Source organism: Microbulbifer maximicatervae (SeqCode) (assembly GCF_052467955.1).
The window spans coordinates 3,736,995-3,760,963 of the sequence record NZ_CP174329.1 but is presented as its reverse complement, the minus strand read 5'-3'; the positions used below and the strand labels follow the sequence as shown (position 1 = coordinate 3,760,963).

The 23,969-nt window shown below is 45.1% G+C and carries 24 protein-coding genes and 2 tRNA genes; 6 read left to right on the top strand and 20 right to left on the bottom strand.

What is annotated here, in order from left to right:
- The first annotated feature begins 279 nt into the window (after positions 1 to 279).
- Complete coding sequence (locus tag ACJJI5_RS16115; protein WP_507018337.1) at positions 280 to 1,671, top strand: IS4 family transposase; 1,392 nt, start codon at positions 280 to 282, stop codon at positions 1,669 to 1,671.
- Between the two features lie 148 nt (positions 1,672 to 1,819).
- Here the strand turns inward: ACJJI5_RS16115 and ACJJI5_RS16110 are convergent, their stop codons facing one another.
- From ACJJI5_RS16110 to ACJJI5_RS16085, 6 genes are all read right to left on the bottom strand, one after another.
- Positions 1,820 to 2,362: a hypothetical protein gene (locus ACJJI5_RS16110; RefSeq protein ID WP_444907790.1), complete on the bottom strand. Its 543-nt coding sequence runs from the start codon at positions 2,360 to 2,362 to the stop codon at positions 1,820 to 1,822.
- The gene (locus tag ACJJI5_RS16105; protein WP_413662626.1) at positions 2,362 to 2,676 is read right to left on the bottom strand and encodes a hypothetical protein; all 315 of its coding nucleotides are present in this window, start codon (positions 2,674 to 2,676) and stop codon (positions 2,362 to 2,364) included. Before ACJJI5_RS16105 ends, ACJJI5_RS16110 begins: the two co-directional genes overlap by 1 nt.
- Positions 2,677 to 2,833: 157 nt before the next feature.
- Positions 2,834 to 3,817, bottom strand: a complete 984-nt coding sequence (locus ACJJI5_RS16100; protein WP_445354633.1) for a right-handed parallel beta-helix repeat-containing protein — start codon at positions 3,815 to 3,817, stop codon at positions 2,834 to 2,836.
- A gap of 119 nt (positions 3,818 to 3,936) precedes the next feature.
- Positions 3,937 to 4,013: transfer RNA gene (locus ACJJI5_RS16095), tRNA-Arg, on the bottom strand.
- A gap of 204 nt (positions 4,014 to 4,217) precedes the next feature.
- A complete protein-coding gene (locus ACJJI5_RS16090) occupies positions 4,218 to 4,742 on the bottom strand; it encodes a hypothetical protein (protein WP_445354632.1) in 525 nt (174 codons plus the stop codon).
- Between the two features lie 64 nt (positions 4,743 to 4,806).
- Complete coding sequence (locus tag ACJJI5_RS16085; RefSeq protein WP_445354631.1) at positions 4,807 to 5,604, bottom strand: potassium channel family protein; 798 nt, start codon at positions 5,602 to 5,604, stop codon at positions 4,807 to 4,809.
- Between the two features lie 361 nt (positions 5,605 to 5,965).
- On the opposite strand from ACJJI5_RS16085, the gene ACJJI5_RS16080 reads away from it, so the two are divergent.
- Complete coding sequence (locus tag ACJJI5_RS16080) at positions 5,966 to 6,190, top strand: hypothetical protein (protein ID WP_445354630.1); 225 nt, start codon at positions 5,966 to 5,968, stop codon at positions 6,188 to 6,190.
- 213 nt (positions 6,191 to 6,403) lie between these two features.
- On the opposite strand, the gene ACJJI5_RS16075 is transcribed toward ACJJI5_RS16080, so the two are convergent.
- The 9 genes from ACJJI5_RS16075 to ACJJI5_RS16035 form a co-directional block, all read right to left on the bottom strand.
- Positions 6,404 to 6,480: transfer RNA gene (locus ACJJI5_RS16075), tRNA-Arg, on the bottom strand.
- A 313-nt stretch (positions 6,481 to 6,793) separates the two neighbouring features.
- Complete coding sequence (locus tag ACJJI5_RS16070; protein ID WP_445354629.1) at positions 6,794 to 7,435, bottom strand: outer membrane beta-barrel protein; 642 nt, start codon at positions 7,433 to 7,435, stop codon at positions 6,794 to 6,796.
- A 367-nt stretch (positions 7,436 to 7,802) separates the two neighbouring features.
- Positions 7,803 to 8,378 (bottom strand): outer membrane beta-barrel protein, encoded by a 576-nt coding sequence (locus ACJJI5_RS16065; RefSeq protein WP_445354628.1) that lies wholly within the window; start codon positions 8,376 to 8,378, stop codon positions 7,803 to 7,805.
- 306 nt (positions 8,379 to 8,684) lie between these two features.
- The gene (locus ACJJI5_RS16060) at positions 8,685 to 9,182 is read right to left on the bottom strand and encodes a DUF1993 family protein (protein ID WP_445354627.1); all 498 of its coding nucleotides are present in this window, start codon (positions 9,180 to 9,182) and stop codon (positions 8,685 to 8,687) included.
- A gap of 61 nt (positions 9,183 to 9,243) precedes the next feature.
- A complete protein-coding gene (locus ACJJI5_RS16055) occupies positions 9,244 to 11,463 on the bottom strand; it encodes an ATP-dependent helicase (RefSeq protein ID WP_445354626.1) in 2,220 nt (739 codons plus the stop codon).
- A 66-nt stretch (positions 11,464 to 11,529) separates the two neighbouring features.
- Positions 11,530 to 13,260, bottom strand: coding sequence for a SulP family inorganic anion transporter (locus ACJJI5_RS16050; RefSeq protein WP_444914231.1), 1,731 nt, complete (start codon positions 13,258 to 13,260; stop codon positions 11,530 to 11,532).
- 95 nt (positions 13,261 to 13,355) lie between these two features.
- The gene (locus ACJJI5_RS16045) at positions 13,356 to 13,790 is read right to left on the bottom strand and encodes a DUF6691 family protein (protein WP_445354625.1); all 435 of its coding nucleotides are present in this window, start codon (positions 13,788 to 13,790) and stop codon (positions 13,356 to 13,358) included.
- Positions 13,790 to 14,233 (bottom strand): YeeE/YedE family protein, encoded by a 444-nt coding sequence (locus ACJJI5_RS16040; RefSeq protein ID WP_445354624.1) that lies wholly within the window; start codon positions 14,231 to 14,233, stop codon positions 13,790 to 13,792. The genes ACJJI5_RS16045 and ACJJI5_RS16040 overlap by 1 nt, the downstream gene beginning before the upstream one ends.
- Positions 14,234 to 14,237: 4 nt before the next feature.
- Positions 14,238 to 14,552 carry an ArsR/SmtB family transcription factor gene (locus tag ACJJI5_RS16035; RefSeq protein WP_282932131.1) on the bottom strand — a complete coding sequence of 105 codons (315 nt, stop codon included), beginning with the start codon at positions 14,550 to 14,552 and terminating at the stop codon, positions 14,238 to 14,240.
- A 92-nt stretch (positions 14,553 to 14,644) separates the two neighbouring features.
- Here ACJJI5_RS16035 and ACJJI5_RS16030 point away from each other — a divergent pair, with 92 nt between their 5' ends.
- The 3 genes from ACJJI5_RS16030 (at position 14,645) to ACJJI5_RS16020 (ending at position 17,817) form a co-directional block, all read left to right on the top strand.
- Entirely contained in the window at positions 14,645 to 15,523 is an 879-nt protein-coding gene (locus ACJJI5_RS16030; RefSeq protein ID WP_445354623.1) for an MBL fold metallo-hydrolase, read from the top strand.
- Between the two features lie 55 nt (positions 15,524 to 15,578).
- A complete protein-coding gene (locus ACJJI5_RS16025; protein WP_445354622.1) occupies positions 15,579 to 15,992 on the top strand; it encodes a protein tyrosine phosphatase family protein in 414 nt (137 codons plus the stop codon).
- 91 nt (positions 15,993 to 16,083) lie between these two features.
- Positions 16,084 to 17,817 (top strand): SulP family inorganic anion transporter, encoded by a 1,734-nt coding sequence (locus tag ACJJI5_RS16020; protein WP_445354621.1) that lies wholly within the window; start codon positions 16,084 to 16,086, stop codon positions 17,815 to 17,817.
- A 50-nt stretch (positions 17,818 to 17,867) separates the two neighbouring features.
- Here the strand turns inward: ACJJI5_RS16020 and ACJJI5_RS16015 are convergent, their stop codons facing one another.
- The gene (locus ACJJI5_RS16015; RefSeq protein WP_445354620.1) at positions 17,868 to 19,109 is read right to left on the bottom strand and encodes a patatin-like phospholipase family protein; all 1,242 of its coding nucleotides are present in this window, start codon (positions 19,107 to 19,109) and stop codon (positions 17,868 to 17,870) included.
- A gap of 320 nt (positions 19,110 to 19,429) precedes the next feature.
- Here ACJJI5_RS16015 and ACJJI5_RS16010 point away from each other — a divergent pair, with 320 nt between their 5' ends.
- The gene (locus tag ACJJI5_RS16010) at positions 19,430 to 19,759 is read left to right on the top strand and encodes an SDR family NAD(P)-dependent oxidoreductase (RefSeq protein WP_445356322.1); all 330 of its coding nucleotides are present in this window, start codon (positions 19,430 to 19,432) and stop codon (positions 19,757 to 19,759) included.
- Between the two features lie 158 nt (positions 19,760 to 19,917).
- Here the strand turns inward: ACJJI5_RS16010 and ACJJI5_RS16005 are convergent, their stop codons facing one another.
- The 4 genes from ACJJI5_RS16005 to ACJJI5_RS15990 form a co-directional block, all read right to left on the bottom strand.
- Positions 19,918 to 21,201, bottom strand: a complete 1,284-nt coding sequence (locus ACJJI5_RS16005; protein ID WP_445354619.1) for a condensation domain-containing protein — start codon at positions 21,199 to 21,201, stop codon at positions 19,918 to 19,920.
- A 117-nt stretch (positions 21,202 to 21,318) separates the two neighbouring features.
- Positions 21,319 to 21,822 (bottom strand): ester cyclase, encoded by a 504-nt coding sequence (locus ACJJI5_RS16000; RefSeq protein WP_444914223.1) that lies wholly within the window; start codon positions 21,820 to 21,822, stop codon positions 21,319 to 21,321.
- A gap of 282 nt (positions 21,823 to 22,104) precedes the next feature.
- Positions 22,105 to 22,821, bottom strand: a complete 717-nt coding sequence (locus ACJJI5_RS15995; RefSeq protein ID WP_445354618.1) for a LytR/AlgR family response regulator transcription factor — start codon at positions 22,819 to 22,821, stop codon at positions 22,105 to 22,107.
- 3 nt (positions 22,822 to 22,824) lie between these two features.
- Entirely contained in the window at positions 22,825 to 23,931 is a 1,107-nt protein-coding gene (locus tag ACJJI5_RS15990) for a sensor histidine kinase (protein ID WP_445354617.1), read from the bottom strand.
- Positions 23,932 to 23,969 lie beyond the last annotated feature (38 nt).

Genomic DNA, 23,969 nt, shown 5'->3' with positions numbered 1-23,969 from the left:
TGGTTTAATATGAGCTAAAGATGACTATTTAGTTAAATATCAATAGTTTGATGCTGGATGGAGTGCTGTCCTAATTTGGGATATTAAACATTCCAAAAAATAAGTGTATTTCTGTATTAACCCATTAATTTTTCAGTGCTTTTTGCTTGACTGAAAATTCCGCCTTTAGTTACTTTTCACGCATAGAATCTTGAGTGTCCACAGAGTCCAGCCCTAAGTTTTATACACAAGTTTTTCCGGTTTTATTATGTAAATCAATAAGTTACAGTTTGACCTGGCATGAATTACAGATTTGATTGGATTATTATGCAGGACTGGGTCATGGACGAAGTAAAAAATCAGGTTATGGGTGATACACGCTTGAATAAGCGCTTGTCCAATATTCTTAGTAGTTTAAGTTCAGATCCAAAGAATAGCATTCCCTGTGCAAACAAAACTTGGGCAGAAACGTTTGCAGCTTATCGCTTTATCGAAAATGATAAAGTCAATTTTGACTCTATTATGAGCGGCCATAAATCGGCAACTCTTGAGAGAATCAAGGCGCAGCCCGTTGTTCTTATCCCTCAAGATACCACCTTTCTAAATTTTGCCACTGACTTAGAAAGTAAAGAGATGGGAACACTTAGGCGGAAAGAGACCAATCAGCAACTCTTGCACACCTCCATCGCTATAACGCCATCAAGAATTAACTTGGGTGTTGTTGAGGGTAGTATGTGGCAGAGAGACAAGGAATCAAGCTCTAATTCCCGTTATACCAAGTCGATAAAGGATAAGGAGAGTCGACGCTGGCTAGACCATTACGAAACGGCTTGTCAGATACAGGAGCGCTGCCCTGAAAGTACAATTGTGAGTATTGCTGATAGAGAGGGTGATATTCATGAGTGGTTTCAACTGGCTGAAGATCAAAGTGAACAGCGGCGGGCGAGCTATATCGTTCGAGCTAAGGCCAATCGCACTTTAGAGCTCGATGGAGAAGAAACGGTTTTGCTTTGGGATCATATGAATGAGCAGAAATCTGTCGGTCTATACACGGTAGATATTCCCAAACGGAATGGAGAGCCTGGAAGAAAAGCCAAGGTCAACGTATCCACTACTGAGATACGGCTACTTGGGAAAGGAAAATCTAAACGACCACTTTCTCTCTATGCTGTATTGGCTAAAGAATTAAACCCACCAGAGAGTGAAAAAGGCATTGAGTGGATGCTGTTAACTGATCTTCCAGTTGAAGACTTTAAGCAGGCAAGGGTCATCATTGAGTGGTATCGAAGCCGGTGGGAAATTGAAACCTATTTTCGGGTGGTGAAAGGCGGATGCCAGATAGAAAGTAACCGTTTTAGAACAGAGCAGCGCATGTTGAACTGCATTGCGATCTATATGATTATTGGATGGCGGCTACATTCGATAACTACGCATGCACGAAGAGTTCCTGACGCACCGTGTACAAGTGCCTACTCTGAAAAAGAATGGCGTATGATATGGATGATTCGAGATAAAACTACTCCACCAAATGAACCCCCAAGCATGAGGGAGATAACCCGTATGTTGGCAGGTTTAGGAGGTTTTTTGGGGCGTAAAGGGGATGGCGAGCCAGGGGTTAAAACCGTTTGGCAGGGATACACCAAGCTACTTCATTATATAGAGGCAGCAGAAGCTCTAAATGGACTTAAATAATGTGTATAAAACACAGGTCCAGCCTTATTGGCTGACTCCCAGCAGGATTGATATCAGCGCTTGGCGTACTGGCTGGTATCAAAGTTTGCTCTTGATAGCGCTTGCGATGCAAATAGCCAAAAAGCTCTCGGTGGCTGAAAAGAGGGGCTCAGCAAGGGGAGGAATGCTTTTTAAAGGTATTGAGCAGGGTTTTGGCTTCTTTAAGGCTTAGCAAGTGTGCCCTGAATGAATTGGCTCCGGCATTTACTCCCAGAGAGATCAATTTCATCACTACATTGAACGCGAGTTCTGATTTTAGGTAGGGGGTAAATGCCAGAAAGGCATTAAATATAGACTGATGAACTCTGTTTAGTAACTCTTGTATATCTGGATTGCTAGTTGATATCTTCTCGGCCTTTTTCTCAAAGGCTTTTAGCTGATTGACATACTCTGAAAATAACCTGAGATTAAACACAACCGTTCTGTGCTCTTTATAGCCGGCAATGATGGTGCTGAGTGCATCATTGATCTTGCGTAAGGCTATGTAATCATTTCTTGATAGGTCGGTATAAGAATCGGAGAGATAGCTGATCGTATCTCTCCGCAGCTGACAAAACTCAAATAAGTGTTGATCATGCTTCTTTACTTCCAGAAGCTGATACATTTTCGCGAAAATGAAGACAAGAGCAATTGCCGGCAATAGATAGAGCACTACTCAAACTCCTTTTCATTAATTGGCTTCTTGGGCGCGTTTTTCCTAGTGGGAGGTGAATAAGAGAAGGCGTTGTCCATCAGCTTTAAAAACCTGTCCCTATATTCTTTATTATCTGCTGCAAGCCGGTCAATTTCAACTTGTCGGTCCTTCAGGCGCCCACTGTACATCCAGAAGAGGAGGTAATGCGCAAAGATGAAAAATATGACAAAGAGGCCATTCTTAAGCCCCACATTCTGTACGAACTGAAGTATATCTTTGAGGATATCAGTCATGTAGTCCCTTACTTCTGATTTTGACAGCTCCTCATGCATTTTTAACTATTGAGACTCTTGATTCAACTTGGTTTAACTTTGAACAGTAATTTTGGTACTTGAGTCCTATTTGCTTCTGTTTAAATCCCGGATATAGCCTTCGTGACACTAGAGGTGCCCGGCCTTGCAGCGCAAGCCATTTCTCTAGTTTGGGCGGTTAGTCCAAGCATGTGGGGTCTGAAGTAGTGAACTGGTTTCCACTCCAAAGATTTCTTTCATTGCAGTCGGGGTCAAAGGGATCTGCGAGGTCAAATTGCTGATTGCCGTTTAGGGTATTCCCGGTAATCCGGTTGTTTAAGCTGTTCGAGTCGGTAACGATAATACCGCCATTGCTTGGTAGTACCGAGAGCCCATTATTGGATACCGTGTTGCTTGCAATCGAATTGCTTGAGCCGCCACTTAGATTAATGCCCACCTGCCCATTATCCGCCACATTGTTACTTGCTATGTTGTTGAAATTACCGTTTATCAGGATTCCAGCTTCACCGTTATTCTCAATGATGCTGTTAGATACAAATGTAAAGTTGCCATCGATCTCGAAGCCGTCCTCGCTAAACCCGGAAACGGTAGTAAAGGAGATATTGTTATAGTCTCCCAGGATTTCAATGCCTTCGTCTCCGCCTCCTAGTACTGTACTGCGACTAATGGTGTTGTAATCGCCAAAAACCTCAATACCATCAGAGATGGTTGAAGTAGCAGGACCTGTAATATCGACGTTGGTGATGGTATTGCCGTTGCCGAATAGCAAAATTGCATTTCTTACAGCGCTATTTATTTCCATATTGGAGATGGAGTGGAAGCCTGAGCTGGAGGTGATGACACCATTGGTGCAATTGGTTAGTTGGCCGTTGCTGAGATATGCTGCGGTGCCCTGGAGGTCTATTGCGTAGAAATCTGTTTGGGTTGGGTCCAACGATACGCAGCTAAGCTCAAACCCCGCCATATTCAGGCTCCCTGATGGGCCTACAATGGTGAGTGCTACAGGATTGGCGATACTCAACTCGCAATTCAGGTCCTGAGATAGAGTGGTGGGCTCAGATATAGTGTCGCCGCATTCAATGGCCAGTGCAGCCGTAGATAGGGTAAAGACTGCAGCTAACAAACCTAGCCGCTTAAGTGCATTTAGAGTCGTGATATCCATGGCGCTAACCCCTGAAAACTTCTCTTTGTTTCCATAATCCAAAGCCTAGCTGTGCTTTGGTGTTGAGGTTGTCGCAATAAAAAAGGGGCTTACGTCAAAAAACGTAAGCCCCTTGAAAATGGCGCGCTCGGGAGGATTCGAACCTCCGACCGCCTGGTTCGTAGCCAGGTACTCTATCCAGCTGAGCTACGAGCGCGTCGAGGAGGCGCACAATATAGATTGGCGTAGGTAGAGTCAAGAACTTTTTTCACATGAAGTACTTTTTTGGTGTTTGGTGACCGAAAAACTTGTTTGTCTGTTCCTGCTTTCTCGCAGAGGGATTCAGCTCAGGAGGCGTGGGCAGAAAGTCGTGTGTAGGGCTTTCTAGAGGTTATAAGAGGCTTTTGAGGCTCTACGGCGACTACTGACTGATCGTTCCGCTATTGCTTGTTCCCAGCTGGGTCACATTGGCAAGTTGTGAGGTTCCACCTTGGCTAGCGGTGAGGCTGTTCAGAGTCCCGTTTTGAAGGGATGTTAAAGTGTGGTTCATTCCGCTCTGATTCGACATTACAGAGTTCTCCATGCCGCTTTGGGTGGTCCATGAGCTAATTTGTGAGCCTGCCTGAAACAGTGTTTGTGAATTTTGCATGCCTTGCTGGCTTATATTTAATTGGCTAAAGGAACTGTTGGATTGATTGGCTGACACGGTATTTAGCTCACCAACTTGATCTCCAATAGCAAAATTATTACCGCCTGCACTCTGACCAAGGCTGAATATATTTCCAGTGCCAAATTGTGTAGAGCTGGCAAAATCAGAAATGCTTAAGCTGTGAGATATTCCACTCTCATTTTGATCCCCGATTTGTAAAATTTGAACGGTACCCAGTGAGCTTTCAACCTGTATAGATACTCCGACATTGTTAGTGCCATCCTGAGTCATATTCATGAAATTATCGGTGCTATCTATTTGGGCGAGCAAAGAAGTATTAGAATCGCCTTTTGGTGGGCTGTTAGCCTTGGCTAACGTGCGACTCTAGTGAATTGATATAACCCAAATATATGTCACGGTCACGCCTGCCTCCATTTGCATCGACTCCTGCCATAATGTCATTGATTAGATTGAATAGAGTTTCTGATAATGTCTCTGATGCTTCACTCACAGCTTCAAGTCGGACAGACTGGCTTATATGGGTATAGAAGAAGTCCAATAGCCTTGTATCGTGGAGATTTATCGTTGAGCAAGCCAGTTCTATTTGTCGGGCATATATTTTGTATTCCGTCATGACCATTGCTCTGAACTTGTAGTCATGAGGGAGGGCTTTCTTAAGGATATTTGCATTTCTATTATTGTTGTTCTCCAAATATTCTCTAAAACCCATCATGTCATAGGATGCTGGGGCTTGTTCTTTGTGAGTTATAGTGCTGATAGCCGCGGCACAAAAATCGGCCATATGCACTCGAAAATAATGGTATGCATTTTTTAATTGTTCGACTCTTTTTTCTTGTCTTAATTTTTCTTGTCGGTCTGATTGGTATTTTGTAAATTCATTCAAAAGTAACCCAAATGTTGCAATTCCCGTCAGTGTTTCAATGGAGGTTAGTAGATAGCCGAGCTCATTGATAGGGTGAATCTCTCCATAGCCCAAAGTTGTTATTGTTACAATGCTGAAGTAGATGCTTTTTGTGAAATCGAGATTTTCATTTATACAGGAGTCGCATTCACTATATATGGCTGCAAAGATGAATATTACTGAAAAATAGCCGGCAAGTATTTTTTTCCATGTCAGAAAAGATAGGAAACGTGTCATGTTCTGTGCTCATTAACTATAAGCGATATAATTTATGTCTGCGTCATTCCTTTTGGGATAATTACGATCGCGCCAGTAAGTGTAAAAGAGGGTTGCTTACAGTCAGTCTGAATTATGATGACTGTTTTGATCTAACGTTTCTATTAGCATAGTAACGTTAGCTAAGTTGTGAATTTTTGAGTCGATGTTACAAGGCGTATTGCTTATAGGTCGTTGGTGATGCTAAGAGCATTATTTGCATTTATGAGTTGATGGGAGGAGGTGGGTTATATCGTCGAGAAACTTACTCCTCAATTTATCTAACATCTAAAATAGCCTGTACGCGAGGGGTATGATTATTGCTTTTCAGTAGAGAGTCCTGATGCGTAATTCTATTACACCTGATAATGGCTTTTCGTTGGCTGTTTGTCGACTGGGGTTCGTCCACTTAATTGTTACCGGTGGAGATCAGTTAAAATCTAGTACTTACCCAATCGCTGGCTTTCTTCTTGGGAAAGGGAAACTGGCTCAGCCCCTGCTTGTATTAACTTATCTGCATCACCGGCAATTTATGTTTCTGGCAGTGAGCCGCCAATTCCATCACTAGCTCTCAGCAATGGGTTCAAGGTGAGGATTACTTCCTAGGAGTCCTTGTATTACGACACGGTGACGGATGCCTAATGGTGGAGTTCTGGGGGAGTTGATGGCGGTGGGGCCGACTCAGGCATAAAGGTAATGCTGGCGGTGATATATACATGCGGGTTTTACCGCGCTATAACAAAAAGGGCTTATGCCGTTAAGCATAAGCCCTTTGTTTGTATGGCGCGCTCGGGAGGATTCGAACCTCCGACCGCCTGGTTCGTAGCCAGGTACTCTATCCAGCTGAGCTACGAGCGCGTTACGGGTGCGGATATTATAGATGCACCTGGTGCAAGTCAACCTAAAGAATAAAAAAACCCTTAAAAAACATTGTCTTGGGTAAATGTTAGGCACTTTGAGTGAGTTTTGACTAGTTGTAAATTCGCTGCCAGGGCTAGCGGGCCAAGAGGATGATAAGACCCCACCATCAAGAGTAGATAAGTGGTTTTACAGAGTGAGGGCAAGGCCCGCTTGCGTGGCTCTTGGAGGCTCTTGAAAGGAAATGTACCGATCAATGACAAAGTAGGGGGCAGTCAATCTCATCCGGCTTATCAGGTTTCGATCTCAGCGCCTAAAAGCGCGTCTCCAATGACAAGTCAAATCCGCTTATCCTCAGGGTATCATTATCAATTGTTTTCCATTGGAGCCTGCATGCAAAGTTATCAGTGAAAGCGTACTTTATTCCAATGCCGTAGACTAAGTCCGTTTCATTTTTGCTTTGGGAGTAGGTTGGGCTTAATGGGCTATCTGGTATCCAGCTGGATCTTGGTATGAACTCGCTGTCGATTTTGGTATGGGAGAGGCCAATAAGAGCATTTACTGTCGTCTTGTTAAGGATTGGATATTGGGCAATAACATGCAGATGATAACTTCCTGCTGTAACCGTTTCATCATCGGTGATATAGGCATCGCGATATTCATCAATTTCTCTGTCATAGAAACTAACTAATGCAACAAATTCATCATAGGTTTTACTGAAGTGATCATACCCGAGTTCAACGGAAAAAAACTGATTGAATTGGTACCCGGCGTGAATATTGATGTTGTTGGCGTGATCGCCAAAGCGCTGAGAGCTTATATAGGGTTCTGAAAGTTTGTTCTGGCCCTTAAAGTCAAAGTATCCATATCCTATTCCGGCGTAGATTGACTTCTCTGCCGCGATAGAAGTGTTTGCAAGGGTTAATAGTAATATGGCTAGTCTAGTGTATTTCATTTTGGCCCCATTTATTCCATTAAATGAGCGGTTTTATCTCTTTGATAGGTTGTAAATCGCTAGTTACCGTTGCGCTATATTCGCTTTCAAGTAAAGTTAGGATTTGTTGCCTGATCAACTCAATCTATTTTAGGCTTGGCTCATTAAGCCTCTATAAACTGCTCAGCGAGCTAGCTATGGAAGTGTAGGGTATTGGCAATAAAATGGAAGTCGGAAATTTAGGAGCTTAGGATAAAAGGCCAGTTTGATGAGGCTTAAATAAAGGCAGTTTTTGCCTTTGGATATTCCTTTTATAGATATTCTTGAAGCGGGTTACTAGAAATAAATGTATGCCGATGAAATTTACGAAATTATTGTCGATGTTTTTTCATTGCAGCTTGCCGCTGAACCGGTTGGTAAAGTCGTATCTGACGCCGATACCGTAAGTTAGGTCAAAATCATTTTCGTTGGACTTGAAAGGTTTATTGTTTTCATAATTTCCATCAATATCCGCGATGCTCATGTAGGCGGTATAAGTACTATCTATTTTAGTGTAAGAAAGGCCAAGGTAGGCGCTGACAGTGACATTATCTAGCATTGGGTATTCGAAGACAGAATTTATTTGTACGCTGTCAATATCCAAGCTTTCCTTGTCATTAATGATGTTATAGTCAAGTTGAGCTATTACTGCACTATGATGAATATAGGTGTCGGATGCTTTACCAAAATGGCTGTATCCTGCCTCTACAGAGAAGAATTGATTTAGTTGGTAGCCAGCGTAAATATCAAAGGAGCTGGTGGTATCTTTAAAATTATTATTTACATAATAATCTGTAAGTTCTTGTTGCCCATCAAAATCCTGAGTCCCGTATCCAATTCCAGCGTAGAAAGGGGTTTCTTTTGCAAATGCTGAATTGTAGTTGGCTAATAGAGGGATCAATAGAAATATTTTTGAAATTTTCATGTTGGTCTCCTGAGGTGTAAAAGTAACGAAATGCTCAAGCGTCAAAATAGATAACACCTATATTGCTTTTGTCTGAAGAATTCAGTCAAGTTGTTTAATTAGAGTAGGATGGTTTTGAGGCGTGATTGTGCGTTGAAGGGGTGCTTTGTCTGATTTGATTGCCAATCTGTCTTCTTTTGATTTGTCAAAGTATCGGTCTGCACGCCTTTTTTGTCTGAATTTAGTTGTAGTTGTGGCAGGTTTTTTGAAGAGCTTTTTGTAGTTTTTCTAACTTGCCACTGTAGTACATATGGAATTGTGTCATTTTTAAAACCCATCTATAAAGGTAAAATTGTCAGGGTACTTATGTAACCCATCAAAATCGCCTTTGCTAAGGGTTGCACCACAGTGGCGTGCAATTGCATAAACCATGCTCATGTGGAATAGGAAGTTTGGAATTATATATTGATGGATATATTGTGGCTGTGGGAGATCCACTGTTGTGAAACCCGCTTTATCATTGATTCTTCTACTACTGTCCAGATCGGTTACTTCGGGTAAAGAATCTAAATAGTTTAGTGTTTTTTGGATAGTTCTCAGAATACCTTCCTTTGTATTCCCATCTTCTTCAAATGTCACAATTTTCTGGTCAACGAGCGGGCAGTATCCGCGAAGAGAAAAATTGGCCGCAATTTTTGCATTTTCAGCTAAGCTGAACATGTCAGGTGCCAGCTGCTTGTGAAATATTTCCTGCGGAATTTTAGTCGTAATGGAAAGCAGTTGGGAAAGATGATTATGAAGAAGGCTCTTGATAGATATTTGCATTAGGTAACCTGATAACAGCGGAGTGAATTAATTTTTTTGGTACGCACGTTCCTAGGTATTGCTACATCAGATATTGTGACAAAGTCTCCCAATCAAACCGCCGAGCCTTACCGTCGCTAAATAAAACCTCGATACGCTTGTCCTCCCATCCCAAAACCCTTCCATAGCCAAGTTTTCGATGCCGCAGTCCCTCTCCAGGTTCGGGTTTTCGCATTGGTGCCCTGGGTGCACTGATATTGGGGTTGTAATCACAAGCTTCTAAATAGTGGAGCGCTTGGCGTGAAACCGGTACATCGGTGTCGATTTTTTCCGGACGCTCCTTTAAGGAGTCTGCCATCAATTTACTTAAAGGAAGCTGCATTTCATTAATAAATAATGAAGGCTGCGAAGCCTCTGGATCATTCTTTTTGGAGTCTTCTGCAGGGGCCAACAAGAAGAGTTTTGACTTGGCTCGGGTCATCGCCACGTACATCAAGCGGCGTTCGCTCTCCAGTGACGCGGGTGTGCTGAAGTCCCGTTGAGGTTGATAGGGCATATTGTGCTGGGTGAGGGTGGGGATAATCACTTGTTCCCACTCCAAACCTTTAGCCTGGTGCATCGTCGTTATCTGTATGGCATCCGCTTCAGTTTGTTCACCCTCCCGGTGTTGGCGTTGCAGCTCTTGTAGATGTGCCAGGGCTTCAGTGGGCGGCTGCTTCAGTGTGTCCAGGTACTTGCAGAAAGCGAGGATGGTTTGCTGCCTCTCCTCCCCTTGTTGGCGGGTGAAGGCGTCGTCAGCGATTCCGCTGAGAAGTTCCAGTTCACCGATATGGCGACGCAGTAGCTCTCCGGCGTGACCGCGCCAGTTCTCGATCTGGGTAAGCAGGTCTGCCCGTTGGCGCAAGCGTTTGGTCTGGGGTTTGCTCAGGTTTTCAGGTAGTAGGGCAATCAGCTTCTTGCCCCAGCCTTTGTCCAGCACTGCCAGAGAGGAGCAGATGGGCTCCAGGACTTTGCGCGGAATACGCACATGGGGAGAGGTCAGCCATTCGTAAAGTCCCTGCTGGCGACGCTTGGGTGGAAGTTCGGTGAATCGACCGGAGGCAATATTTAAACTCCAAAATAAGGGGCGGAGCTCCCGGCGCGAAAGGACGGTGTTGCGGCTTGCTGAACGGTAGGGAATATTATTGGCCAGCAGTGCCAGTTCAATAGGAGCGGCGATAGACCACAGCCGCACCAGTACGGCGACCTCCCTGAATGACTGACCTTGCTTTTGACATCGGCGCAGGTGCTCTACAAGCCAGCGTCCCTCCTTATCGGTTTTTACCAACTCGATTTCTGTTTGCTGATCTTCATTGGCTGAAACACAGAATATATCGGCGCGATCGCGATTGTTCTCAATAAAGTGATTGGCGGCCAAGGATAGCTGGTGGCCGTAACGGAAAGTACGGCTCAGGTGATAAATATTCGAAGGGGGAAAATCCCCATCGAAAAATGTGAGCAGGAAATCCGGTTTGGAGCCTCGCCATTCGTAAATGGTTTGGTCTGGGTCGCCAATCGCGATGACGTTGCCAGATTTTCCGTAGAGAACTCGCAGTAAAAAGTGCTGTATCTCATTGATATCCTGGTATTCGTCCACCAGGATATCTTCGTAATAGCTGCCGTACTCCTCGGCCATTTCCTCATCCATGCTGAGCAGCATGGCTGGGTCATAAATCAGATCGGCGTAGGTAACCGCATTTTGGCTGCGGCGCCAAGCTTCAAAAGTGCGAAATACTTGCAGAAAATACATGTATTCATCGCCGAGCTTCAGTTCCTGAAATGCGCTGAGGTCTCCCGACAGAATCGTTTTGGTGTAGTCGATAAAAAATTCAGCGGCCTCAATCTCAGATTGCTTCCGTGCTCTAATCTCTTCGAGTTCGTGAGTGGGCGCGCACTCTTCAATGGCCTTCCAGATTTGTAATTGGATTGTGGATTGTGACAGGGGGGATAGGTTGGCAGCAGCGATATGATCATTGGCGATCATGCGTTGGTATAAACGATATCCAACACTGTGAAAGGTATGTACCGCTGGTGTCGAGCCTTCAGCCAGCTGCCGTAAGCGACGGTCGAAGTCCTCCCGAGCACTGCGGTTGTACATTAATACCAGCAGTCGATCGGGGGCGATACCTGCATCAAGGCGGTTCTTTATGTAGTGCAGCAGAGCTGTGGTTTTGCCGGAGCCGGCAACGGCAATGATCTTGGCGTGACCACCGGCATGATCTGCAATTGCCTGTTGTTCAGAGGTAAGGTTGTTTCCGCCCATCGCGCTCATTGCTCAAATACTGGATATTTTGCCAGTGTTTGATGTTGTCTTACAAGTCGCGCTAACTTATTTGGGTGGTTTGTCGCTATCGGAGATTTGATGGTGGCGAAGAGCAAGCTCTGCGATGTAGGGAGAGAGGAACACGCGGCCGCTCAATTCCTGTAGTAGTTTGGAGTGGCCCAGGCGATCCAGTACAGCCCCTTTTACTTCAGCCAGATGCAGCTGAATATCCCGGCATTGCAGGTCCCGGTTTACTTGTAACAGACGCTCTATCGCTGTGCTGTCGATCCGGTTAACAGACGATAAGATCAGCACCATATGGTGGGTATTGCGATGCCGCTTTATCTCTACAAAAAGTCGCTCCTCAATCGCATTGATGTTGCTAAAAAACAGGTTCTCATCAATACGCAGGAACAAAATCTCAGAGTCGGTTTTCACCGTATGGCGAAGTACATTGCGGAATTGCTCAGTACCCGGTACGCGCCCCACGACAGCGATATGTGGCCGGCTGGCTCGCCAGATCAATGTGGCGAATGAGAGCCCGACACCCAAGGCAATCCCTGTTTCCACGCCAAAAAACACTACCCCGAGAAATGTGCCGGCCATAGCCAGTCCATCGGTGCGATCGTAGCGCCAGTGGTGGGCCATACCCTGGAAGTTGATCAGGTTTGCGGCTGCAACAATGATGGTGGCGGCTAGCACGCAGATTGGCAGTTCGGTAAAGACTTTGGTGGCATACAGAAGTAGCAGGGCGATTAGCACTGCGGCTATCACGCCGCTGAGGGGGGTTTTTGCTCCACTCTCATCATTAACGGCTGTCCGTGCAAAGCTGCCGGTTACCGCAAACCCTCCTGAAAATGCGCTGAGAAGGTTGGAGGCGCCCAGCCCCCGCAGCTCCGCATTAGTGTTGAGCTTCTCGCCGCGCCGCTGGGCGATAGAGTGAGCAATAGATAAGCTTTCGACAAAGCCGAGCAGGGCAATAATCAGGGCGGGCAAAAGCAGTTTGTAAATCAGCCCCGGGTTAATAGAGGGGATACTTAGGTGCGGTAGGCCAGCGGGAATAACCCCCACAACGGGTAATTCCTTCTCCCAGTGAAAAATAGCGGTGAGCACAATGGCAATCACCACGATAAGCATGGGCGCCAACCGCGAAAGCAATTTGGATCGTGCTGGGCCGACCCCGATTTTCCTGAGCAGGAAGGGCAAGCCTAGACGGGCGGCAATTAAGCTGGCCAGTGCAATGAGCCCCAGCAGAGCTGCTTCCCGATCGGTTTCGGGCAGGTGGTTAAAGGTGCTGATCAATATCTCGAGAACCGTATCGCCATTGCTTGATATTCCCAGCAAGGGGGCAATCTGCCCGGCAATAATCAGCAGCGCGGCGCCGGAGACAAAACCGTCAACAACCGGAAGACTCAAGAGGTTGGCGAGGCTGCCGAGGCCAAGAAACCCCATTAGTAGCAGGATTGCTCCACTCAAGAGTGCTAATAATATGGCGCCGGAAATGTACTCGGGACTTCCCGGTGAGGCTATGGGGGTGAGAGCTGAAGCGGTCATTAGGGCGAGCACGGCCACTGGACCTACTGACAGCACCGAGCTGGAGCCAAACAGTGCGTATCCTATTAATGGGAGTAGCCCAGCGTAGAGCCCTAGATATGGGGGCAAGCCGGCAAGTGCGGCATAGGCGAGGGCCTGTGGGATCAGCATCATGCTGGCCAGGAGGGCGGCAACACTATCTCCCACCAGCCACTTGGGCTGGTAGCGTCGAAGCCATGGAGGGATTAGGTGGAGTAGCCGCATCCTTACACTTGTTTCCGCTCTCTTCCTGCCGCAATTGTGTGAACTGCTCAAACAAGATAGACGGCGGCTGCCTCACCGTTGTGCTTGGGCGTAAGTTACTCCACTGCGGCAGTGCGCTTGATCCCGAAGAGTTGGAATATCCCCATACCCGTGAGCATGGCGAGTACAAAAATTACCGCTTTAAGTTGTCCCGCCCCGGTAGCGACAATCGCCGGTCCGGGGCAAAACCCCGCCAGTCCCCAGCCGGCGCCAAATAGAAGGCTGCCCAATACCAATCGGCGATCAACCTGGTTACTTGCCGGCAGGTGAAGCGATTGCTTCCAGATAGACTGTCCCCGCCGTCTGATGAAATGGAATAGTGGCAGGCCCACGGCGATAGCGCCAAACATCACCAGTCCCAGAGAGGGGTCCCAGGCGCCGGCTAAATCGAGGAAGCCCAGAACTTTCTCTGGGTTGGCCATACCGGAGAGCAATAACCCCAGGCCGAAAGTGAGCCCGGCCAAAAGTGCACTGATATTGGTTTTCATCATCATTGCCCCAGCTGGCCGATCAGGAGGTGTCGCATTAGAAACACGGTTGCGAAGCCCCCAGCCATAAATATCAGGGTGGCGGTTAGCGAGCGAGTGGAGAGTCGGGACAAGCCGCAAACACCATGGCCACTGGTACAACCGGAAGCCATCCGCGTGCCCAGGCCCACCAGTAATCCCGCTGCAATTAAGGTGGGATAACCTGCCTGGATATCAATGTCGGGCACTGCTGCAAAGATTTTCCAGGCAAGAGGGCTTATCAATAGCCCCCCGATAAAGGCCAGGCGCCACAGGGAACCCTGGATTTGGTCAAGCAGTCCGCCAATGATGCCGGAGATACCTGCGATACGACCGTTGAAGGCGAGTAAAGCGGCACTGGCGAGGCCAATCAGTAGCCCCCCGGCGAGTGCAGTGCCCGGGGTGAAAGCGGTCCAATCGATGGTCATGGGATTACTCCGCACAGTAGAGCTGGTAAAGGGTTTGCAGCAGGGCGAGTACTCGCGGGTCTGCAACCCGGTAGAAGACGTTTTTTCCTTCGCGGCGTGTTTCGACCAGGCCTTCGCGACGGAGGACCCCCAGTTGTTGGGACAGGCTTGGCTGATGAATACCCAGGCGCTCTTCCAATTCGCCTACATTTAACTCTTCCTGGCTGAGCTGACATAGAAGTAGCAAGCGGTCCTGATTGGCCAGGGAGCGCAGCATCGCTGCCGCCTGGCCAGCGGAATCGCGCATTTTGTTGAGATCGAGATGTTCAGTATCAGGCATAGGAACTAAATCAATTTACACAATTACAATATATTGTTTTATATAATATCACATTGTATATTGTTGGTGTAGTGAATACGGGAGAGCAGAAGATGGCTCATGAAGAACACTGTGCCCGAGTACAGCCGTTCCTGGATCGGGATACAGAAACCTGGAGCTATGTGGTGTACGACAGGGAAGGGGGTTCTGCTGCTATTGTGGACTCTGTGCTGAATTTTGATTCAGCCTCGGGTCGCACCAGTAGCCGAGGTGCTGAGGAGCTGGTGTCATTTATTCAAGAGAAAGACCTGACTCTGGAGTGGATACTGGAGACTCATGCCCATGCTGACCACTTATCAGCGGCACCGTTTTTACGCCAGCAATTGGGTGGACGTATCGGGATCGGTGAACACATTTGCCAGGTGCAGAAAATCTTCCGCGATGTATTTAACCTTGAGCGGGAATTCCTGGCAGATGGTAGTCAGTTTGATCATCTCTTTAAGGATGGTGAAACCTTCCAGGTCGGTAAGCTGATAGCGAAAGTGATTTACAGTCCCGGTCACACCCCTGCAGATATGGCCTGGCTAATCGGCGATGCGCTTTTTGTTGGCGATACCTTATTTATGCCGGATGTTGGCAGTGCGCGATGTGACTTCCCTGGCGGCGATGCGTCAGAGCTGTATCGCTCAGTGCGTAAAATCTTGTCCCTTCCCGACCAAACCCGCATGTTTATGTGTCACGACTACCCGCCTAAAGGTAAGCGGGGCTATCAGTGTGAGACCAGCGTGGGAGAGCAACGCAGGGAGAATATTCATTTGCGCGATGGGGTTGCCGAGGAAGATTTTGTCGCGGTGCGCCGCAAGCGCGATGCCACTTTATCTGTGCCGCGGCTGATAGTACCGTCTGTGCAGGTGAATATTCGAGCGGGGCAAATGCCCCCGGCAGAATCGAATGGTACGGTTTATTTGAAAGTGCCGCTTAATCAGCTTTAGACGAAATTATTGATCGATATATTTATTCAGTTGAATGCATAGAACTGAGGTGACAATGAATATTAAACAATTAGATGAACAGGTGAGCGTTTCTGAGCATATAGCCTGTGAAAGTATGGTGCCATTGGCTCAGAGTGGGGTGCAAGTTGTAGTATGCAATTGCCCGGAAGGTGAGAGTGAGACTCACCCTTCCTATGTGGAAATGGAGCAGGCCGCATTGGCGGTGGGCATTAAATTTGTGGCTATTCCTTTTACTCGCGGACGTTTGATGCGGAATCACTGCGAGGCATTTCGTGATGTTTTGCAGGAAGGAGACAAAGTGCACGCGTTTTGCCGGACGGGAAATCGTTCCAGCCAGGTATGGGCCGGTGCCAAGATCCTGATGGGGGCAGATAAAAAGCAGCTCAATTCCCAGGCACAGGCCGCAGGATTTGATATTGGCGCTGTGCTGATATCGATTGAACCCTAGCTCTAAAGTGCAGCACTTTCGGTGCTGCAATTCACCCCCTTCTTTTAAGGCGATAGAACTCAGGCCGTAAGGCCAGAGCGGAAAACAGATCATGGCGATGCAGCATCTCACCAGATGGTTTCCCATTCTGGCTACTATTCACTCCTATAATCGGCAGCTGCTAACCCAGGACCTACTGGCGGCTTCAATTGTTACCGTGCTCCTTATTCCCCAGTCCCTTGCTTACGCTTTGCTTGCCGGATTGCCACCTGAGGTGGGCCTCTATGCGAGTATTGTTCCGCTGCTAGTCTATGGCTTGTTAGGCAGCAGTCGAACACTATCCGTAGGACCTGTAGCGGTAATCTCCTTAATGAGCGCCGCTGCTCTTGGAAAGGTAACAGCGAGCGGTGAGGTGGACTACCTCACTGCAGCAGCGATATTGGCGCTCTTATCTGGAGGAATTCTCACAGTATTAGGTATATTAAAGTTAGGTTTTCTCGCTAACTTTTTATCACACCCGGTAATCTCCGGCTTTATAACTGCTTCTGCATTATTAATTGCACTTAATCAGATTACCCAATTGCTGGGGCTATCGGTCCATGGAGATACAATATTAGAGCTGTTGCCTGGCTTGTTTGAAAAATTGGGAGGCTATAATCAGTTGACCTTGTTAGTCGGTTTGGGGGTGGTGCTATTTCTATACCTATCTAGAGCTTGTGCGGCAAAACTATTGCAAAGATTAGGAATCAGAGCTGATACCGCTAATCTTCTGTCTAAGTCATCCCCCGCAGTAGCAGTGCTGATAACCGTGTACTTCTCATATACTTTTAACCTTGAAGCATGGGGAGTAGCCCTTGTTGGCAGTGTTCCTTCGGGGCTGCCTCAATTTAGCTTGCCAAAGCTGTCGCTTTCCCTATTTGAGTCACTTGCGTTACCTGCGCTAATGATTGCTATCATCGGCTATGTAGAATCGATATCCGTGGCAAAGACTTTAGCCGCAAAACGTAGACAAAGAATTGATTCCAACCAAGAACTGGTGGCTCTAGGGTTGGCGAATGTTGGGGCAGGTTTTTCTGGTGGATTTCCGGTAAGTGGTGGCTTCTCACGCTCAGTTGTAAATGCTGACGCGGGAGCACAAACACAGTTTGCCAGCCTATTTACCGCAATAGGCATTGGATTCACGGCTCTTTTTCTAACGTCACCACTATATTTTCTTCCGAAAGCTACTCTTGCTGCCACTATTATTGTTGCAGTACTTTCACTGGTAGATTTTTCTATCTTGCGTAAAACTTGGCAATTTTCCAAGGCGGATTTTCTTGCTGTAGCGGTGACAATCTTCGTTACTCTATTATTTGGCGTTGAGTCGGGCGTGCTCTGTGGAGTGGGTGCATCGCTATTATTATTCATTTGGCGTGCATCAAAGCCTCATATTGCAGAGGTAGGATTAATCGAAGGCACTGAGCATTTCCGCAATATAGATCGACACCGAGTTAAAACTGCTTCTGAAATTCTTACTTTTAGAGTAGATGGCCGTCTGATGTTCTCTAATATAAGTACATTGGAAGGGCGTATTTATAGCCGTCTAGCAGGTAATTCCCAGGTCAGGCATGTTATTCTGATGTGTAGTGCAGTCAATGAAATTGATTGGAGCGCCTTGGAAGTACTGGAAAGTATAAACAGTATCTTACTTAATAGAGGTGTTCGACTTCATCTTTCTGAAGTTAAAGGTCCGGTGATGGATCGTTTGGAGAAAAGTAGCTTTTTACAAAAGCTCTCTGGCGAAGTATTTTTAAGCCAGTACCAGGCATTTGTAAATATACAGGTGAGTCAAGGAGGTAACACATAGATGCCTGGAAACCTTCTAGGTTTCCCCCATGTTGATTTAAGAGTCACCTGTCAAGACTTATCACTTGAATTTTTAATGCTCTCACTTTTTAAATGGTCGATAATTAGATCGATTTGGGCCTGATTGTCTTTGATTAGTTGGTCTGAATAGTCCTTTAACTTTGGGAGCTTCTTATGCTCAAATATGCCGATAAAAGGCTCTCGAATTTCGATATTTAGATAGTCGTATTCTATCCTCCCTTCTTCAGATAAAGACTTTGCAATTTCCAGTGTATGGAGCTGGTGTGTATCCATTGAGCGCTGCATATTTGTTAATGCATCTCGAAACCAGTTTATTTGTCCCCAGTTTTTCAATGTGTCGTAGTTTGTTGTTGAGCTAAGGAGTCGAGGGCTGCCAGCACCTAATACCAGGATGTAGTAATTTTTACCGGGAAATTCGTTGATAACATCTCGAAGAATCATACTGGCCGGGTTGTTCATAGCTATAGCTGCATCTGCAAACACACATTGGGATTCGTTTTCCGATTCTGCAAATTCAGGCTCACAATGCTGGATACCTTCATCTTCTGAATAATTGAATACGACAGGCGGAAAAGCAGTTTCAGCACTTACCGCAGCTGTCATTAATTGATAAAGCCGATCGGTGGGGAGATAATTAACCGTCTCACCTTTGTTCTTGAAAAGATGTATCTGTCCGTCCTTTAAGTTTAAAGAAGGAATGATTACGTAGTTCTCAAGTTCAGTAAAGTTAAGGTCTTTAGTATAATGTTTTTCCATTACCTCATGTAATCGGCTGCCAAAGTAAGAGGGTGAAAACAGACCGCCTGCGGTTAGGAACTTGTGATACCAAGGGGGAGAGAAAAGGTAATTTACTTCGTTCTCATAGATATCAACCAGATAGTCGAGATGGGATAGCTTTTGCCCGTTTCTGCTGGGAATAGCTTCATCAGGAATATTGAGGCCTGTTGCGATAATGGCTCCAGTGGAAACCCCTGAAAAAACGTCGAACACCTGATCAAGGGGCTTCCCTAATTTGTCTTCAATATACTGCAGTACATGTAGAGGAATTAAGCCTCTGACTCCTCCGCCTGCTACGACGAGGATATTAATCGTGTCTTTTTGCTGGAGATAATCGGTATTGTGAGTAAGATCATACGTGACCGACTCTCGGGGGAATGTGGTTGTTTGCGTAAAAAAATTGTTATAAACGTAGGCGAAAAAAGCATAACCAACAGCAAGATACACAAGTGCAATAATAGTCTTTTTGAAAGAGGCGTTGAACTTACTTGCCATGTTGTACCCAAAACCATCTATTCCTTATGGGTTTTGCCTTTTTAAAGACAAACTCCCAAAGGTATATTAACTTTTATTTTATATCTTCAAAGACTGAATGGTAATAAAACAAAATCTATAAGAAATATAGTAAGGAGTTTACGCGGAGCTTAAGTAGAAAGTGTAATTGTTCTAGGTGGTGGTGACTTGTCTCGAAATCCGACGCTGGTAAGCTCCGCCTTTCTATTGATATAGCATATGCAATGATATCTAGCGGAAGTAATGCAGCTAGATTATGTATCTTGGTTTTTGAAAATAATGTGTTTGGATTGTAACAATTAATTCATGCGGTCTTGCAGCAAATGAAACAGCGTGGTAGTGGAGCTATTGTCCAGATATCAAGTATTTTGGGGGAATTCGTATTACCTTTTCTTGGCTCATATAATACTACCAAGCACGCAATAGAGGGAATCGGAGAAAACTACCGCGTGGAGCTGGCTCAATTTGGCATTCAGTCTCTGATTGTTCAGCCTGGTAAGCATTCATTTAGAACAACTGTTGATGGCACAGGCTTAAATCCCACTATAGAGAAAGTTAACAAGGCTACAGAAGAGGCGATGCAAGAAATTTACTCAGCTTATGGGATGAGCAATATGTTCCAGCTTAAGTAGCTTTGCTAATATAAATAGTTGCTTGGCACTTCAAAAAACAAGTTGATTTTTAGCGGGTTTGTGAGGTGCTTATTTGTATAAGAGTTAATTTTTTAATGGCTGCTTTCAGGGTTTCCATTTTAAGGTTGTTTGCTTAAAGTATTTGCTTGCATGGAATGCTATTCCGAAATAAGGCCATTTAATATACGCATATATTCATTAACAAATAAATCAATACTATGCCTGCTAATCAATGGTTCACAATACCCAAAAACAAAGACCGAATTACGGTAAGTGGTAAAGGTTGCAGCCATTAATGGATTAATGCCGTTAGTTAGAGTAATCATCGGCATCTGAATTTCAAAGTACTCCATTTCATCAGCTAAAAAGGGTATGCTGCCTCCATTGGAAACAATAATCCCTGCGGGAAATGATTTGTGCTGTGCTGTGATTTCAGTAGCCATATGGGTTATATCGCTCATCTTATAGTCTGAGCTGAGATTTTTACTCATAGGCCTTTGCTTGAGCAATACCGAAATGATTTGATTTTGTAGCATTTTGGCAACATCAACAACATTGGCAGACTCTATATTTGGGGGGAGCTTCAAGCTAGCAGTTTCGGAAAAGGCTCCAATATGTCCTAAGGGAATGTTAGGGGAGCATAGCCCCCTGGCATCCATCGATAAAGTGACTTCTGTTAATTTTTTGTCAACCGGTACTGCTCGCGCGGCAATAGATGTAATGGCACAGTAAATTGCAGTAATTTTTATGCCGTTACTCTTGCCCCAATTGACGAGTTTTTGAGTTTTTTCTGGCGGCATAACATATGAAATAGCACAGGACTTGCGCTCACTGGGAGCGGCTTGCTTTTCTACCGGCCAGATGAAATCGTCAGTGTTCTTATGTTCAACTCCCTTTTCTCCAAAGTATCCAGCTGACTCTAGCTGGCTCGCAATACTCTCTTGTAGAGGTAGTGACTTGGCCTGTTCAAGTGTTTCGTTAGATTGCAGGAATTTGTCTAAGTCTGAAAATATAGTCATTACTGATCTGCCATCAAATGCCGCATGTATATTGATGACGGAAATCCACTCTACGAGACCTTCTTTATTGAGGTAGAGCTTTATACTGTATACATATTTTTCACTGTCCAGGCAGTTTATGCCGTGATCTCTAAACTCATCCTCTAAATTGAGAGTATCATCAACTTGGCATATATTTAATGGAATATCATTGAAGTCAACGTCGCAAATCCAGCGAAGTTTTTCCCCTCTTTGGATACGAGCGCGTAGAAGAGGGTGGCGTTTGTGTAGATACTCTAATCCTGTACGTAAAGTGTCAACACTTAACGATTTACAGACTCTAATGAAGGAGACAAATTGTAAGCCACCATAAGAGAGTCTTGTCATCTCTATAAATAAGGCCTCCTGTGGGCCAAGTTCTCGAGATGGAGTTTCTAAACTCATAAAAGACACCAATCAAAATATCGACCATCTTGATTATTTGGGGTCAGAGCAGCATGAATGCCGCATTCGGGAATTTATCCTGACTTGCTGTCAAGAATAGTATTACTCTGCAATTGACTACTTCAGTGCACCAAGCTGCTTTAGGAATCCATATTTGTCCCAAGTGACCCAAGCTTCGACTATTTTTCCATCCTGAATCTTGGAGAATTCCACAGCATCCCAGGTGATTATTTTTTTGGTTGGAGTTTCCCCCATAAATGAGCCGACATGATTAGCGCTGACTGTAACATGAGTTGCGACTAGATCTCCTTCAGCTACTTGCTTGGTACTGACTGCCTTGATGTCTTTGAATGCTTTGTGAAACTTAGCCACTTCTTGTTCAAATTGTTTGAGGTTACGCTTTTGTGGGCCTGCGCTATCCGTTGTCGCAGAATCCAGGTTGTTTATATAGTTAGGAGATAAAATTGTCATGGGATCTATCTTATTTCCGCTTAGCCACAAACCCACAGCTTGCATTGCGAGTTTTTTATTCTCTTCTAGGTTATTTGGCTGCGCTACCACCAAATTGGTAATACTGAATAAAAGGGCTACTAAAACAAAACAGGAAGCTCGTTTGAACATTTGATAGATTCCTTTTTACATAAGTGAGGGGGTGTTTCAGGACGTCTTTTGAACGATATTAAAAATGAGCAAAGAATTGTGTCATCTCCTATTATGGACACATATTCCATAAGGTGAACCGATATTCAGGTAGTTTGGCAAGCTGTCCATCTTTAGACTTTACTGGATTAAAAGTCTGCCGCTAAGATTGATGTTTCAGATTAGCGGCAGAGTATGTATACGAGGTGAGTAATAGAGATGCTGCTGCCAGTATGATAACTGACAGCAGGTTATACGGCTGACCTACAAACTTAGCATCTCCCGTAAGCGAGTAGCGGGGCGTCTTGCAGCCTCAATTTCTTTTCCATCGGTCATTGTTATTAGTAGTCCGCTGTTGACCCATGGTTGAATATCCTGAATAAAATTCAGGTTTATGATTTGCTGGCGGTTGGCGCGAAAGAAAATCTCAGGATTTAAACGCTGCTCAATTTTAGATAATGATTTATAAATGAACGGTTTGTTGTTATCAAAGAATACTTGAGCATGATTTCCACAGTTTTCAAAATAACGGATATTTCCTATTTCTATTAGCCAGCAACGCTCTCCGTCCTTGATAAAGATCTTGTTGTTGGTGTCTAGGTAGTTCGATGAGTGATTATCATCCTGTAAGGAAGAATCACTTAGTGTTTTGTTAAGGGCCCGTTTTAATTTTTCCGGGTTGATCGGCTTGAGGAGATAGTCTAATGCGTTGACTTCGAATGCTTGTATGGCGTATTCATCATAAGCGGTTGTGAAAATAACCTGGGGTGCAGTTTCAAGCTGTTCTAGTATGTCGAAGCCAGTCCCGTCCGGTAGATCAATGTCTAAAAAAAGTAAGTCTGGTTGTTCTTTTAGAATCAGAGAAACTGCCTGCTCACAATCTTTTGCCTCTGCAACTAAATTTATATTTTTGTGAGGCTTTAACAGCTCTCTCAATTCATTACGAGCGAGTCTGGAATCTTCAATAATAATGGCTTTCACTTATTATACCGCCAACTGTAGAGATGAAGTAGGAATATGGCATTGGGCAATAACTTGCTGCCCTTGTTGCTTTATCTGGAAGGATGTGTTGTTACCATATTGAAGAGTCAATCGTTTTTTTATATTAGCTAGCCCCAATCCGGTATTTTCATTTTTCTTTTTGCTGGGCCTTGTTTCTAGAGGTGTGTTTAGTTCTAAGGTCCCTGGGTTAGCTACCGTGATGACTAGGTGTTCCTCTTCATGGGATACTCTGATGGTTACTTCACCGCCATGCTTGGACTTTTCAATTCCGTGGCGTATCGCATTTTCTGTAAGCAGTTGGATAATAAGAGGAGGGATTCGCTCTCCCATCAATTCTGGATCAGTTATCAACTTGAAAGTCAAACGATCTTCATATTGTATTTTGAGGAGGTCGATATATTGACAAACAATTTCCAGCTCATCTCTGAGCGGCACGGTTTTCTGTTTATGTGCCATCAATGTATATCTCAGTAGATCAGAGAGGTTTGTCAGCATCGTTCTTGATTTAGTAGCATCCTCGAGAATTAAGGCCCGGATATTGTTTAGTCCATTGAAAAGGAAATGTGGGTTAAGCTGCCCCATAAGTGCTGCCATTTTAACCTCATTGAGCTGTAGGTTAAGTTGAATGGCTTCCTGTTCAGCTTTGAGTAAACGGTCTTGATTAACTGCTGTAACATAAATCAGGGTCCAGCTTACTAATAAAATAGTCATGATAAGCCAGTTGCCAAGTATGTTGTGCCAAATTGATTCGGGGATGGCATACCCCATTAAATTATAATATGAGAATAGAAAAATAACTGAAATATAAGCACAGGCAAATGCAAGTGAGATTGAGGATAGAACGAAGTAGGGCCACTGTTGCCTCCAGTTTTTATCTAAGAGGTCAAAGCGATAAATTATTTCCCGGATGATTAGTGTTAAAGCTCCGCAGGTTAATATCAGTGTGATTGCATGTATGGCAAGCTGCTCGAAATTTTCATCGGTAAGTAACCCGCGAGAGATGGAATTCACTAGGGCGAATATTAGCCAGCCGCCAAAATGATACGCTAAGAACTTTGTCGTAGGTGCGGGGGATTTCAGTAACTTCATAAATTAATACATATTAATAAAATGGCCCCTTGTTCTGG